This window comes from Campylobacter sp. JH23 (assembly GCF_017846595.1).
Lineage (GTDB): Bacteria > Campylobacterota > Campylobacteria > Campylobacterales > Campylobacteraceae > Campylobacter_D > Campylobacter_D coli.
Genome location: NZ_JAEQBP010000007.1, coordinates 47,252 through 60,174 on the forward strand (window position 1 = coordinate 47,252; position 12,923 = coordinate 60,174).

The window sequence follows — 12,923 nt, forward strand, 5'->3', positions numbered from 1 at the left end:
GAATTTTTAATAAAATTCATTCGGTTTATCTCGTTTTTTAAGGATTAAAATATGAAGAATAATAAAATTATCATTTTTGATACAACTTTACGCGATGGTGAACAAGCCTTAGGCAGTTCTTTAAATATAAATCAAAAATTACAGATTGCCTTAGCGCTTGAAAATTTAGGTGTTGATGTGATAGAAGCAGGTTTTCCTGTATCTTCACAAGGAGATTTTGAAGCGGTAAAAAATATAGCCTCAAAAGTAAAAAATTCAACCATTTGTGCGCTTTCTAGAGCTTTGGATAAAGATATAGATGCCGCTTATGAGGCTTTAAAAGTGGCGGATTCTTTTAGAATTCATACTTTTATAGCCACTTCAACTTTGCACATACAAGATAAATTAAAAAAAGATTTTGATGAAATTTTAGCTATGGCACAAAGAGCGATTGCAAGAGCTAGAAACTATACTGATGATGTGGAATTTTCATGTGAAGATGCAGGAAGAACTCCTATTGATAATCTTTGTTTTATGGTAGAAAATGCTATCAAAGCAGGGGCTAGAACTATCAATATACCTGATACTGTGGGTTATACTTTGCCAAGTGAATTTGCTAATATCATCAAAATTTTATTTAACAAAGTACCCAATATAGACAAAGCTGTTATTTCTGTGCATTGTCATAATGACTTAGGTATGGCAACAGGCAATAGCTTAAGTGCTATTTTACAAGGCGCAAGACAGATAGAATGTACTATGAATGGGCTTGGTGAAAGGGCTGGAAATTGCGCTTTGGAAGAAGTTGTAATGGCGATAAAAACAAGAAGCGATTATTTAAAAGGTTTTTATACAGATATCAAGTGTGAAAATATTTCTAAAACTTCAAAATTAGTTTCAGCTATCACTAATGAAAGCATACCTTCACATAAAGCCATAGTAGGAAGTAACGCCTTTTCTCATAGTTCTGGAATTCATCAAGATGGAGTACTTAAAAATAGACAAACTTATGAAATTATAAGCCCTAGCAGCATAGGACTTCATGAAAATCGTATGCTTATGACTGCAAGAAGCGGTAGAGCTATGATTAAAACTTGTCTTGATAATTTAGGATATGATGAAAAAACTTATGATTTAGATGAAGTTTATGAGAGTTTTTTACGCCTTGCGGATAAAAAAGGACAGGTTTATGATTATGACTTAGAGGCTTTAATGTTTTTAAGTTATGAAAATGATGAAGAAAATGAATTAGTACTTGAAAAATTAAGCGTAATCAGCGGCACTATCCCAACAGCTTGTGTTTGTGTGCGTATAAAAGAAGAATTAAAAACTGAAGCTTGTACCGGAAATGGGCCCATAGAAGCGGTGTTTAATTGCATCTCTAGAATCACAGGCTTAAACCCTGTTTTAAAAGCATATAGCATTAATGCAAAAAGTTCAGGTGTGGATGCACAAGGGCAAGTGGATGTGGATTTAGAATTTAAAGGGAGAAAATTTCATGGCAAAGGGCTTTCAACAGATGTTATAGAAGCATCAGCTCAAGCCTTTATCAGTGCTTACAATGCAATTTATCGATCTTTAAAAGTTGAAGAAAGGAAAGCAGTATGAATACTTATAAAATAGCAGTTTTGCCAGGAGATGGCATAGGGCCTTCAGTGATGAAAGAGGCTTTAAAAATTTTAAATTTTGTCGCCCAAAAACACGGCTTTAAATTAGAAACAAAAGAAGCGAAGATAGGTGGGGCAAGTATAGATGCCTATGGGGTAGCATTAAGCGATGAGACTTTAAAGCTTTGTGAGCAAAGCGATGCTATTTTGTTTGGTTCAGTAGGAGGACCTAAGTGGGATAATCTACCTATAGATCAAAGACCTGAAAGAGCTTCGCTTTTACCTTTAAGAAAGCATTTTAATTTATTTGCAAATTTGCGTCCTTGTAAAATTTATGAAAGCTTAAGACATGCTTCGCCCTTAAAAGATGAAATTATCCAAAAAGGTGTGGATATCTTGTGCGTTAGAGAGCTTACAGGCGGGATTTATTTTGGTAAGCAAGAATTGGGCAAAGAAAGTGCTTATGATACTGAAATTTACACTAAAGCAGAGATAGAAAGGATTACACGCCTTGCTTTTGAAAGTGCAAGAATAAGAAATAAAAAAGTGCATCTAGTTGATAAGGCAAATGTTTTAGCAAGTTCTATTTTATGGCGTGATGTAGTAGGTCAAATTGCAAAAGAATACGAAGATATCAAGCTAGAATACATGTATGTAGATAATGCAGCTATGCAAATTATTAAAAATCCTAGCACTTTTGATGTAATGCTTTGTTCTAATCTTTTTGGCGATATTTTAAGCGATGAATTAGCAGCTATAAGTGGATCTTTGGGCTTGCTTTGTTCTGCGAGTTTAAATGATAAAGGTTTTGGGCTTTATGAGCCAGCAGGTGGTTCAGCTCCTGATATAGCTCATTTAAATATAGCCAATCCTATAGCCCAAATTTTAAGTGCTGCTTTGATGTTAAAATATAGCTTTAAAGAAGAAAAGGCTGCAAGGGATATAGAAAATGCCATAGCCATAGCTTTAGAGCGTGGAAAAATGACTAAGGATTTAAATGCGAATTCTTATTTAAGCACCGATGAAATGGGGGATTGTATAGTAGAAATTTTAAAGGAGAATAACAATGGCTAAAACTTTATATGAAAAAGTGTTTGATTCTCATGTGGTTTATCAAAAGGAAAATGAACTTCCTATACTTTATATCGATAGACATTTAATCCACGAAGTAACAAGCCCTCAAGCTTTTTCAGGTCTTAAAATGGCAAATCGTAAAATGGCAAGATCGGATTTGACTTTAGCAACTATAGATCATGATGTATCGACTAAAAGCACAGATTTGGATGCTTGTTCAGGTATGGCAAAAGAGCAAATTACGACTTTGATGCAAAATACTAAAGAATTTGGAGTCAGACTTTTAGGCCTAGGCGATAAAAATCAAGGTATAGTGCATATAGTAAGTCCCGAGCTTGGTTTTACTTTACCGGGTGTAACTTTGGTTTGTGGGGATTCTCACACTGCAACACACGGGGCCTTTGGAGCTTTGGCTTTTGGTATAGGCACAAGCGAGGTCGAGCATGTAATGGCTACGCAAACTTTAAAACAAGCAAAACTTAAAACTATGAAAATAGAATGCAAGGGTCAGTTTCAAAAGGGTGTTTATGCTAAGGATTTGATTTTATATCTTATATCAAAATACGGTACCGCAAAAGGCACAGGCTATGCTATAGAATTTTGTGGAGAGTTGATAGAAGGCTTGAGTATGGAAGCTAGAATGACACTTTGCAATATGGCTATAGAATTTGGAGCAAAAGTCGGTATGATAGCTCCTGATGAGATTACTTTTGAGTATATAAAAGGGAAAGAATTTGCTCCAAAGGGAGAAGAATTTGAAAAGCATTGTGAGTATTGGAGAAGTTTAAAAAGCGATGAGGGCGCACAATATGATGAAAGTATAGTCCTTGATGCAAGCCAAATTCAACCGCAAATCAGCTATGGAACTAATCCTTCTCAAGTTATTGCTATAAATGAAAGAATTCCAAAAGTCAGTGATTTTATCAATCCAAGCGATCAAAAATCTTTACTTGATGCTTTAGATTATGTGAATTTGGAGCAAGATCAAAGCTTAGAAGGGGTAAAAATCGATATTGTTTTCATAGGTTCTTGTACAAATGGGCGTTTAGAAGATCTTAAGATAGCTGCGGATATTTTAAAAGGGCGTAAAATTCACAAGGATGTTAAAGCTTTAATCGTGCCTGGTTCTATGCAAGTGAGAAAAGAAGCTGAAAATTTAGGACTTGATAAAATTTTTATCGAAGCAGGGTGTGAGTGGAGATATGCAGGGTGTTCAATGTGTCTTGGTATGAATGATGATAAAGCAAGTGCGGGACAAAGAGTTGCTTCAACTTCAAATCGTAATTTTGTAGGCAGACAAGGTAAAGGTTCTATCACCCACTTAATGAGTCCTGCAAGCGCAGCAGCCTGTGCCATAGAAGGCGTTATTTGTGATAATAGAAAATATTTAGGAGTTTAAAATGCAAAAATTTACTACTCATAAAGGTATAGCTTGTCCTTTGGAATATGCCAATATCGACACAGATCAAATCATCCCTAAGCAATTTTTACTTGCTGTTTCAAAGCAGGGCTTTGGTAAGCATTTATTTCATGATTTGCGTTATTTAGACGATAAAGAAAGCGTTTTAAATATGGATTTTAATCTCAATAAAAAAGAATACCAAAACGCTTCTATCTTGGTAAGTTTTGAAAATTTTGGAAGCGGTTCTTCAAGGGAGCACGCACCTTGGGCTTTGGTGGATTATGGTATAAGAGCTATTATCGCGCCTTCTTTTGCAGATATTTTTAAAAATAATGCTTTAGGAAATGGTTTGCTTACTATAGAGCTTGCTAAAGATGAGGTTGTAAGCATTATAAAACAACTGAAAGAATCTGAAGATAAAAATATAGAGATTTCTTTATTTGAGAAAAAGGTATTTTTTAAAGATCAAGTTTTTTCTTTTGATTTGGATGAATTTCGTAGAACCTGTTTACTAGAAGGGCTTGATAATATAGCTTTAACTTTAAAATATGAAGAACAAATCAAGGCTTATGAGAAAAACTCAAAAAGCTTTTTGGTTTAGGATTTTTTCATAAGCGAAAAATTCATCTTCATAGCAAGGGATATGAAAAGCCCCACAAAACTCAAAATTTAATTTTTTAAAGAGCGAATTCATAGGGATATTTTTACTATGAGTATCCGCTCTTAAGCTATATTTTCCTTCATTTTTAGCATAAGTTTCACAAAAATTTAACAGCTTTTGCGCCACGCCTTTGCCTTTAGCATTTTCTTTTACAGCCAAACGGTGCAGATAAAAAGCTAGATTATTGTAGGATTTTTTAAAGTTGATTTGCTCGTAAAATTCGGGTTCGAATTTTTCATTGATGCAAATAAAGCCTAGAATCTCATCCTTTTCTTTATAAAGATAAAGCTCTTGTGCTTTGATATCTTCTTTAAAAATTTCTTCATTAGGGTAATGTTCATTCCATTGATTAAAATTCATAGCTTTCATGGAATTTAGAGCGTCTTTTGTTATGTTAAGTATGGAATTTAAATCTTTTTGTGTAGCTTTTTCTATGACAAAATTTTGCATAAAAATCCTTTTGTAATGTAAATACTAGTGTTTAACTTTAATATTTTTTGTAAGTTTTATTTCTTCAAAAAACCCTATTGAGTTTTAAAAGCCCCAAAAAGAACTTTAATTAATTGAAAATCATTATAACACAAAAGCAATAAATTGAAATCAAAAATCCTTTAGTTTGTTTATATATAGTGCTTTTAAGGTATTTTTTGAAAGTTGAAGAAATTGAAAGAAATGAAAAATGGTGGCTCCGATTGGACTTGAACCAACGGCCACTACCATGTCAAGGTAGTGCTCTACCAACTGAGCTACGGAACCATGGTGGAGCATAGCGGGTTCGAACCGCTGACCCCAACGCTGCCAGCGTTGTGCTCTCCCAGCTGAGCTAATGCCCCTTAGAATTTTCTAAAAAATTTTAGCGCAATATTACTTTTTTTTGGCTGAAAACTAAATTTAAAATTCTTATTAAAAGTTATAAAAATAAAATATAAAAGAATTTTAAATTATTTGATTAATTCTAAAATTTCTCTTTTGTATTCATCTTTGTTAAGATCGAGTTGCCCAGAATAGTAAAAATATTTAGTCAAAACTAAAATCCCTATATAAAATTCTTTTTTCTTATCTAAGAATTCTTAACATACTGATGAGCATTATTAATGATTTCTAGCGCATCTTTTGGATGACTGATAAAATGTTCGATTACTGTAGCTAAGTTATCATTATCAATTAAAGCAAAATGGTAATTTGGTTTTAAAGTTCCTTCCATGAACCAAGTTTCGCAAGTTATTTTTGGGGCTAAGACTAAAGAATTGGAATTCATTTCCCATTTTAAATTGCTTGCTACATCGTTGCCTTCTAAAGAGATTATAAATTTATATTTCATTTGTTCTTTTTTACTTAAAAAGTTTTTTTTCATTGACTCAATTGCTTTGAAGTATCTCCTATATCACAAAATGATTTACCAAAATAAGAATGAAAAAATTCTTTTCTATGTTTTTGATATACAGCACCTCTAAAAATTGCTATATCTTTTTTATTTTCATATTTTATATTGTCTTTTAAAAAACAAAAATGCCTATTTTTATCAAGTTTTAATAAAATGTTGTTTGTATTATTTTCTAAAGGTCTTGATTTACAAATGGCCGGCTCTTTAAAAGTATATTTTACATCACCAAATTCTTTTTTCCATAAAAAATCATCATTAAAGTATTTACTAATTTCATAAGCATCAAAAGCATAAGAAGTATTTTTAAAAGGAAATTTTCCTATTTTTTCTCTTTCTGTTAATGTAAAAAAATCATTTATTTGATTGTAATACTTAACCCGAGTTCGTATTTCTTCTAGCTCTTTAGCATTATATTTTAAAATTTCATTGAAAATTTTATGCAATTTTGTTTGAAAAAATATCTTGGCGCAAAAGATATTCCGATGCCTTTTAAATTCATAAATAATCTCGATTGTAGCATTGTGAAGTCCATATAAAAAAATATAATATTTTACAAAAATATTATTAAGTAGTAAAGTAATTTTTAATAAAACAATAATATTTTAATGTTAAAAAGTTAATAGTGGCAGACAGGAAGGGATTCGAACCCTCGAAAGCTTGCACTTTACACGCGTTCCAGGCGTGCTCCTTCAACCGCTCGGACACCTGTCTAATTAAAAATTAAATTATATCTAAAAAAGCTTTAAATAAAATTTTAGTAAAAAAGAGTATAATTACATTTTCATTTTGTAAAATGATCTTTAAAGATTTATTATGTCAGGGTAGCTCAGCTGGTTAGAGCGCTGGTCTCATAAGCCGGAGGTCGGGAGTTCAAGTCTCCCCCTTGACACCATTTTTAAAACTTCTTTTAAAAAATCACCCTTAAATTATTTTAATTACAAATTTTATCTTAATAGTTTTAAATTATAAATTTGTTTTTATCTTAGAATTTAAGTTCTATTTTAAATTTTTGGCATTTAAATTTGTACCATCTTTTATATGGCTTGAAATAAAATTTGTTTGAAGAGATGGTTTTGAGATAAGGTATATTTTATAAAAGATAGAAATTTGATTATTGTATTTTAAAGATTAATGTTTAAAAATTTATCTCGAAATAATCAAAAAAATAATCAAATTTAAAGACACAAGGGGAATTTGTTATTATAAAATTAACTTAAAATAGACTTTTGATAAGAGTATAGTATCATAAAATTATAATTTGATTGATATTTAAATTTATCAAAGCGCACATCGTTTTATTTATAAATTTAAATATCTTAAAATTTCAATAAAAGATTTATTCAATTAGCGATTGCTTTTATCTTTAGAAATCACCCAAATCATACCCACAAAACCTATCAACACAACGACAAATATAAAAATGATTTGAAAAATATCCAAAGCTGTCATAATTCTTTTGCCCTTTCTTTGAGTTGTCCACAAGCTGCTGAAATATCAAGTCCCTTGCTCTCTCTTATGGTGCAAGTTACACCTTTATTACTTAGTAAATCTTGGAATTTAATCGCATTTTCTAAACTAGGGCGTTTATATAAACTTCCTTCATGTGGATTAAAGAGTATTAAATTCACTTTAGCTTTAATGCCATTTAAAAGCTTGACTAATTCTTTAGCGTGTTCAAGCTTATCATTGATACCATCAATTAAAAGATATTCAAACATTACCCTTTTTCTTTGATCTATAGGAAATTCACGCACCGCATCCATAATCGCAGCGATATTATAAGCTTTATTGATAGGCATAAGTTCGGTTCGAAGCTCATCATTAACCGCATGCAATGATATAGCAAGTAAAACACCTAAATTCATTTGACCTAATTCTTTGATTTGTTTTGCCAAACCGCTAGTACTGATGGTTTGACGGCGAGGACTTATAGCAAGTCCCTCATTTTGCGCTAAAATTTTTACCGCTTTAGAAACATTTTTAAGATTATCCAAAGGCTCGCCCATACCCATATATACTATATTTACACGGCGTTCATAAGGGATATTGTTTTGTTTTTTGATCCATAAAATTTGTCCGACTATCTCACCTGCACTTAAATTTCTTTTCAAACCACCCTTGGCAGTAAGACAAAAACTACATCCACTTTTACAACCTACTTGAGAAGAAACACAGATAGTATATCTCGCATGAGAAATTCTTTTGCCTTCTGCGTCTATTTTTTCTTCTTTCATAGGCAAAAGCACACTTTCTATCCTTAAACCATCAACGAGTTCAAAAAGATATTTTATACTTCCATCTTTACTTTGCTCATTTTTAACACATTTTACAGGAGAGAGATGAAAATTTTGCGCAAGTTCTAAACGTAGATCTTTTGGTAAATTTGACATATCGGAAAAATTATTGGCGTATTTTTGATAAATCCATTGATAAATTTGTTTCACGCGAAACATCGGTTTGATTTTTTCTCCTAATTCTTCAGGTAAAAAATCTAAAATATTAACAAGCTCTTTCAAAATTATTTTCCTTTTTTGAATTTTTAAATATAATGATATTTTTTTAAGTATTCTTCTAATTTTTCTTTTGCCTTTTGATGATTTTTTATAAAATCTTCGTGAGCGTTTTCATTGCAAAAATTTGTTGCACACAAAATACACTCTGCATCAATATTTAAATTTTTAGCTACGCTCAAAACAGAAAAGGCTTCCATATTTTCTGCAAAAAAACCTAATTTTGAAAATTCTTTTGCTGCTTTTGAATTTTGACAAATATAATTTGAAGAATTGATTTTTATTGTTTCACGAGAAACATTTTCTTTTTCTAAGCAAATTTCATATTTTGCAGGAGTATAAAATGCATGTGAAATTTTAGAAAATTCTACATTAAAAGCGTGCGAACTTCTATAAATTTCTAAAATCTCTCCCTTATCATAAAGCCCACAAGTTCCTATAAATATAAGTTTTGATGGTTTTTCTTTGAAGTAAAGTTGACTCAAATGAAAAGCTGACTCAACCAAACCTATGCCTATGGCTTTTGCAAAAGAAAAATTTTCATTTCCACCCGCACAAACAATCATTTTGATCCTTATGAAATTTTACAAAAATAATTCTACCTAAAAAGACTTAATTAAGAATTTTTAGATAAAATTATTTCTTATGGTTAAAGCAAAAAAACAATACGGACAAAATTTTTTAATCGATAAAAGCGTATTAGCAAAAATCATCCAAGCCATACCCAAAGAGATGAACAATATCATTGAGATTGGGCCTGGCTTAGGTGATTTAACGCAAGAACTTTTAAAAATTTCTCAAGTAAAAGCTTATGAAATCGATAATGATCTCATACCTATTTTAAAAAAGAAATTTCAAAAAGAACTTGAATGTGGAAAATTTAACTTGATCCATCAAGACGCAAGCGAAGCTTTTAATCCTAGTCTTGATGAAAAACCATATTTTTTGGTTGCAAATTTGCCTTATTATGTTGCAAGTCACATTATATTAAAAGCTTTAGAAGATAAAAATTGTCTAGGGCTTATTGTAATGGTACAAAGGGAAATGGCTGAAAAATTCTGCGCTAAAGAAGGAAATAGTGAGTTTTCTTCCTTAGGTGTTTTAAGTGCAATGATTTGCGAAAGAAAAATACTTTTTGATGTTGATCCACAATGTTTTAATCCTCCACCAAAAGTTATGTCAGCGGTGATGAGTTTGATTAAAACTAAGGATTTTGATGAACTTTGCGAAATAGAAAATTTCAAAAATTTTCTAAAAGATTGTTTTAAAGCTCCTAGAAAACAACTCTTAGGAAATTTAAAAACATATAAAGCAAAAGTTTTAGAAGTTTTAAGCACTCTTGGCTTAAAAGAAAACATCAGACCACATGAAATTTGCGTTGATTTATACCTTAAAATTTATGACAAATTAAAGGATGAATATGGACGAAAACAAAGAGATAAATAAAAACGAACAAAATCCGAACTCAAATTCAAAAAACAATAAACGCTATAAATATAAAAATCGTAGAAAAAAATTAGCTGATTCTTTGCAAAATGAAAATGATACTCCAAAAATTGATCAAAATTCCAACAAGGAAAATTCTGAAAACTCAGAAAATAAAACTGAGAAAAAAAAGAAGAAAAATCGCAATCTTCCTTCAAAACTCACAGGTAATGAAGATTGGCAAATCGCTCTTGCAGAATGCATAGAAGCTAACCGTGTTTCACATGAAAACCGCTTACACCCTTTAAAATATAATAATTCTAGCGAGCATAAAATCCGCATCACTCCTTTAGGAGGTTTAGGAGAAATTGGTGGAAATATCAGTGTTTTTGAAACCAATAAAGATGCAATTATAGTAGATATAGGTATGAGTTTTCCTGATGGAACTATGCATGGGGTAGATATTATCATCCCTGATTTTGACTATGTAAGAAAAATTAAAGATAAAATTCGTGGTATAGTGATCACTCATGCACACGAAGATCATATCGGTGCAGTGCCTTATTTCTTTAAAGAATTCCAATTTCCTATCTACGCTACACCTTTGGCTTTAGGAATGATTTCAAACAAATTTGAAGAACATGGCTTAAAAGCAGAACGCAAATGGTTTCGCCCTGTAGAAAAACGCCGTGTTTATGAGATAGGCGAATTTGATATAGAGTGGATCCACATCACGCATTCTATCATTGATGCTTCAGCACTTGCGATCAAAACAAAAGCAGGAACGATTATCCACACAGGTGATTTTAAAATTGATCAAACTCCAATCGATGGCTATCCAACAGACTTAGGACGTTTGGCACATTATGGAGAAGAAGGGGTTTTATGTCTTTTAAGCGATAGTACAAATTCGTACAAAGAAGGTTATACAAAAAGTGAAAGCTCCGTAGGGCCAACTTTTGATCAAATCTTTGCACGTACCAAAGGCAGGGTGATCATGAGTACTTTTAGTTCTAATATCCACCGCGTTTATCAAGCTATCACTTATGGTTTAAAATACGGTAGAAAAGTTTGTGTGATCGGTCGTTCTATGGAAAGAAATCTTTATACCACTATGGAATTAGGCTACATCAAACTTGATAGAAAAATTTTCATCGATGCTGATGAAGTAAGCAAATATAAAGACAATGAAGTGCTTATCGTAACTACAGGAAGTCAAGGCGAAACCATGAGTGCGCTTTATAGAATGGCAACTGATGAGCATAAATTTATAAAAATCAAACCTACAGATCAAGTGATTATTTCAGCTAAAGCCATACCAGGAAATGAAGCAAGTGTTTCTGCGGTGCTTGACTATCTTTTAAAAGCAGGAGCTAAAGTAGCGTATCAAGAATTTAGTGAAATTCATGTAAGCGGACACGCTAGTATAGAAGAGCAAAAGCTTATGCTAACCCTTACTAAGCCTAAATTTTTCCTACCAGTTCATGGAGAATACAATCACATCACCAAACACAAAGAAACAGCGATGAAGTGCGGTATCCCTGAAAGAAATATTTATCTTATGAGTGATGGCGATCAAGTAGAACTTTGCCAAAAATATGTCAAACGCATAAAAACCGTAAAAACAGGTAAAGTTTTTGTAGATAATCAAATCAACAAACAAATCGCCGATGATGTAGTTATAGATCGCCAAAAACTTGCAGATAGTGGTATAGTAGTTATTATCGCACAAATTGACAAAGCTACAAAAACACTGATCAACAAACCAAGAGTATTTAGCTATGGGCTAGTAGCTGACAAACACGATCATACTTTTAGCAAAGATATGGCTGAAGTTTTAGGACAATTTTTCATCAATGTTAAAGATGAAGTACTCAATGATCCAAGATTTTTAGAAAATCAAATCCGCCAAGTTTTAAGAAAACATATCTTTAGAAAGATTAAAAAATACCCAACCATAGTTCCAACTATTTTTGTAATGTAAAAAAGGGCAAAAACGCCCTTTTTAAGGAAGATCAAATGAGAATTAATAAATTTATATCCCATAACACCCGCTATTCACGCCGTGAAGCCGATGAACTTATCAAACAAGGCTTAGTAAAAATAAACAACAAAATTGCTCTTTTAAGCGATGAAGTTAAATTTGATGATAAAGTTTTTGTTAAAGGTAAAAGAGTACAAAAAAGAACGCAATTTAGCGTGATAATCTACCATAAACAAAAAGGTGAAATTGTCAGTAAAAAAGACGATCGTGGAAGAAAAACTATATATGATACCTTGCCAAGACAATTTAGTACTTGGCTTAGCGTAGGTAGGCTGGATTATGCAAGTGAAGGCTTACTTTTGCTTACAGATTCTCCTGTGATTGCCGATGCTTTAATGCATAGCGATTTAGAAAGAGAATACTACCTTAAAGTTAAAGGCACGGTGAGCAAACAAGTCATCGAAGCCATGCAAAATGGACTTGAGATTAAAAATGAAAAAAAAGGCGCACATGCAAAAACTAAAATTACCTCTATGAGTTTTGCTCCTTTTATAGACTTTGAAATTTTTGGATCAAGTGGAGGCTATACTAAGCTTAGAGTGGTTATAAATGAAGGTAAAAATAGAGAGCTTAGACGCTTTTTTGGACATTTTGATCTTGAAGTCATGGATCTTAAGCGTGTTGCTTTTGGGGCTTTAGATCTTGGTATGTTGAAGGCGGGAAAACATCGTTATTTAGAAAATGGCGAATATGAAAAATTAAGAGATTTTTTAAAATTTAATGAAATAAGATATTGACCATTATATGCAAAAATTTAAAAAATAATGATAATTTTTAAATTCTAAAAATTCTATTTTTATCCTTTTTAAAAGGAAAATAATAGAAAAATTTCATCAA

Annotated in this window: 13 protein-coding genes and 4 tRNA genes; 8 read left to right on the forward strand and 9 right to left on the reverse strand. The window is 31.8% G+C overall.

Annotated elements, in window-relative coordinates; genetic code table 11:
• Positions 1–51 precede the first annotated feature (51 nt).
• From leuA to leuD, 4 genes are read left to right on the forward strand one after another with little or no spacing between them, the layout of a single operon-like run.
• On the forward strand, positions 52–1,587 hold the full coding sequence (gene leuA, locus KAR88_RS07515; RefSeq protein ID WP_192801327.1) for a 2-isopropylmalate synthase: 1,536 nt from the start codon (positions 52–54) through the stop codon (positions 1,585–1,587).
• Positions 1,584–2,660: a 3-isopropylmalate dehydrogenase gene (leuB, locus tag KAR88_RS07520; RefSeq protein ID WP_002791625.1), complete on the forward strand. Its 1,077-nt coding sequence runs from the start codon at positions 1,584–1,586 to the stop codon at positions 2,658–2,660. Before leuA ends, leuB begins: the two co-directional genes overlap by 4 nt.
• A complete protein-coding gene (gene leuC, locus KAR88_RS07525) occupies positions 2,647–4,059 on the forward strand; it encodes a 3-isopropylmalate dehydratase large subunit (protein WP_072216969.1) in 1,413 nt (470 codons plus the stop codon). Before leuB ends, leuC begins: the two co-directional genes overlap by 14 nt.
• Before the next feature lies 1 nt (position 4,060).
• Positions 4,061–4,663, forward strand: a complete 603-nt coding sequence (gene leuD, locus KAR88_RS07530) for a 3-isopropylmalate dehydratase small subunit (protein ID WP_002779361.1) — start codon at positions 4,061–4,063, stop codon at positions 4,661–4,663.
• Here leuD and KAR88_RS07535 read toward each other — a convergent pair.
• The 6 genes from KAR88_RS07535 to KAR88_RS07555 all read right to left on the reverse strand — a co-directional run bounded on the left by KAR88_RS07535 (position 4,643) and on the right by KAR88_RS07555 (position 6,818).
• A complete protein-coding gene (locus tag KAR88_RS07535; protein ID WP_002789817.1) occupies positions 4,643–5,173 on the reverse strand; it encodes a GNAT family N-acetyltransferase in 531 nt (176 codons plus the stop codon). The two genes, leuD and KAR88_RS07535, sit on opposite strands and share 21 nt — an antisense overlap.
• A gap of 230 nt (positions 5,174–5,403) precedes the next feature.
• A tRNA-Val gene (locus KAR88_RS07540) sits at positions 5,404–5,479 on the reverse strand.
• Between the two features lies 1 nt (position 5,480).
• Positions 5,481–5,556, reverse strand: a tRNA-Ala gene (locus KAR88_RS07545).
• Positions 5,557–5,783: 227 nt separating this feature from the next.
• Entirely contained in the window at positions 5,784–6,077 is a 294-nt protein-coding gene (locus KAR88_RS08930; RefSeq protein ID WP_180339109.1) for a glycosyl transferase family 90, read from the reverse strand.
• Positions 6,074–6,550, reverse strand: a complete 477-nt coding sequence (locus KAR88_RS08935) for a hypothetical protein (protein ID WP_079264130.1) — start codon at positions 6,548–6,550, stop codon at positions 6,074–6,076. The genes KAR88_RS08930 and KAR88_RS08935 overlap by 4 nt, the downstream gene beginning before the upstream one ends.
• Before the next feature lie 180 nt (positions 6,551–6,730).
• Positions 6,731–6,818, reverse strand: a tRNA-Ser gene (locus KAR88_RS07555).
• Between the two features lie 104 nt (positions 6,819–6,922).
• Here KAR88_RS07555 and KAR88_RS07560 point away from each other — a divergent pair.
• Positions 6,923–6,999: transfer RNA gene (locus tag KAR88_RS07560), tRNA-Met, on the forward strand.
• A 452-nt stretch (positions 7,000–7,451) separates the two neighbouring features.
• Here KAR88_RS07560 and KAR88_RS08940 read toward each other — a convergent pair.
• Genes KAR88_RS08940 through KAR88_RS07570 form a run of 3 tightly spaced genes read right to left on the reverse strand, consistent with a single transcriptional unit; the run spans position 7,452 to position 9,183 of the window.
• The gene (locus tag KAR88_RS08940) at positions 7,452–7,556 is read right to left on the reverse strand and encodes a hypothetical protein (RefSeq protein WP_002779359.1); all 105 of its coding nucleotides are present in this window, start codon (positions 7,554–7,556) and stop codon (positions 7,452–7,454) included.
• Positions 7,553–8,623 (reverse strand): 23S rRNA (adenine(2503)-C(2))-methyltransferase RlmN, encoded by a 1,071-nt coding sequence (gene rlmN, locus KAR88_RS07565; RefSeq protein ID WP_192801357.1) that lies wholly within the window; start codon positions 8,621–8,623, stop codon positions 7,553–7,555. Before rlmN ends, KAR88_RS08940 begins: the two co-directional genes overlap by 4 nt.
• Positions 8,624–8,646: 23 nt before the next feature.
• Positions 8,647–9,183 carry a hypothetical protein gene (locus KAR88_RS07570; RefSeq protein WP_002860134.1) on the reverse strand — a complete coding sequence of 179 codons (537 nt, stop codon included), beginning with the start codon at positions 9,181–9,183 and terminating at the stop codon, positions 8,647–8,649.
• Between the two features lie 79 nt (positions 9,184–9,262).
• Here KAR88_RS07570 and rsmA point away from each other — a divergent pair, with 79 nt between their 5' ends.
• From rsmA to KAR88_RS07585, 3 genes are read left to right on the forward strand one after another with little or no spacing between them, the layout of a single operon-like run.
• Positions 9,263–10,063 (forward strand): 16S rRNA (adenine(1518)-N(6)/adenine(1519)-N(6))-dimethyltransferase RsmA, encoded by an 801-nt coding sequence (rsmA, locus tag KAR88_RS07575; RefSeq protein WP_002860133.1) that lies wholly within the window; start codon positions 9,263–9,265, stop codon positions 10,061–10,063.
• On the forward strand, positions 10,032–12,026 hold the full coding sequence (locus KAR88_RS07580; protein ID WP_079264581.1) for a ribonuclease J: 1,995 nt from the start codon (positions 10,032–10,034) through the stop codon (positions 12,024–12,026). Before rsmA ends, KAR88_RS07580 begins: the two co-directional genes overlap by 32 nt.
• A 35-nt stretch (positions 12,027–12,061) precedes the next feature.
• A complete protein-coding gene (locus tag KAR88_RS07585; protein ID WP_002853086.1) occupies positions 12,062–12,823 on the forward strand; it encodes a pseudouridine synthase in 762 nt (253 codons plus the stop codon).
• Positions 12,824–12,923: the final 100 nt, after the last annotated feature.

Excerpts from the sequence above, each read along its gene's own strand:
- leuD (WP_002779361.1), top strand. The coding sequence starts at position 4,061 with ATGCAAAAATTTACTACTCATAAAGGTATAGCTTGTCCTTTGGAATAT.
- KAR88_RS07585 (WP_002853086.1), top strand. The coding sequence starts at position 12,062 with ATGAGAATTAATAAATTTATATCCCATAACACCCGCTATTCACGCCGT.
- KAR88_RS07580 (WP_079264581.1), top strand. The coding sequence starts at position 10,032 with ATGAATATGGACGAAAACAAAGAGATAAATAAAAACGAACAAAATCCG.
- rsmA (WP_002860133.1), top strand. The coding sequence starts at position 9,263 with ATGGTTAAAGCAAAAAAACAATACGGACAAAATTTTTTAATCGATAAA.
- KAR88_RS08930 (WP_180339109.1), bottom strand. The coding sequence starts at position 6,077 with ATGAAAAAAAACTTTTTAAGTAAAAAAGAACAAATGAAATATAAATTT.
- KAR88_RS07570 (WP_002860134.1), bottom strand. The coding sequence starts at position 9,183 with ATGATTGTTTGTGCGGGTGGAAATGAAAATTTTTCTTTTGCAAAAGCC.
- leuB (WP_002791625.1), top strand. The coding sequence starts at position 1,584 with ATGAATACTTATAAAATAGCAGTTTTGCCAGGAGATGGCATAGGGCCT.
- KAR88_RS08940 (WP_002779359.1), bottom strand. The coding sequence starts at position 7,556 with ATGACAGCTTTGGATATTTTTCAAATCATTTTTATATTTGTCGTTGTG.
- KAR88_RS07535 (WP_002789817.1), bottom strand. The coding sequence starts at position 5,173 with ATGCAAAATTTTGTCATAGAAAAAGCTACACAAAAAGATTTAAATTCC.
- leuA (WP_192801327.1), top strand. The coding sequence starts at position 52 with ATGAAGAATAATAAAATTATCATTTTTGATACAACTTTACGCGATGGT.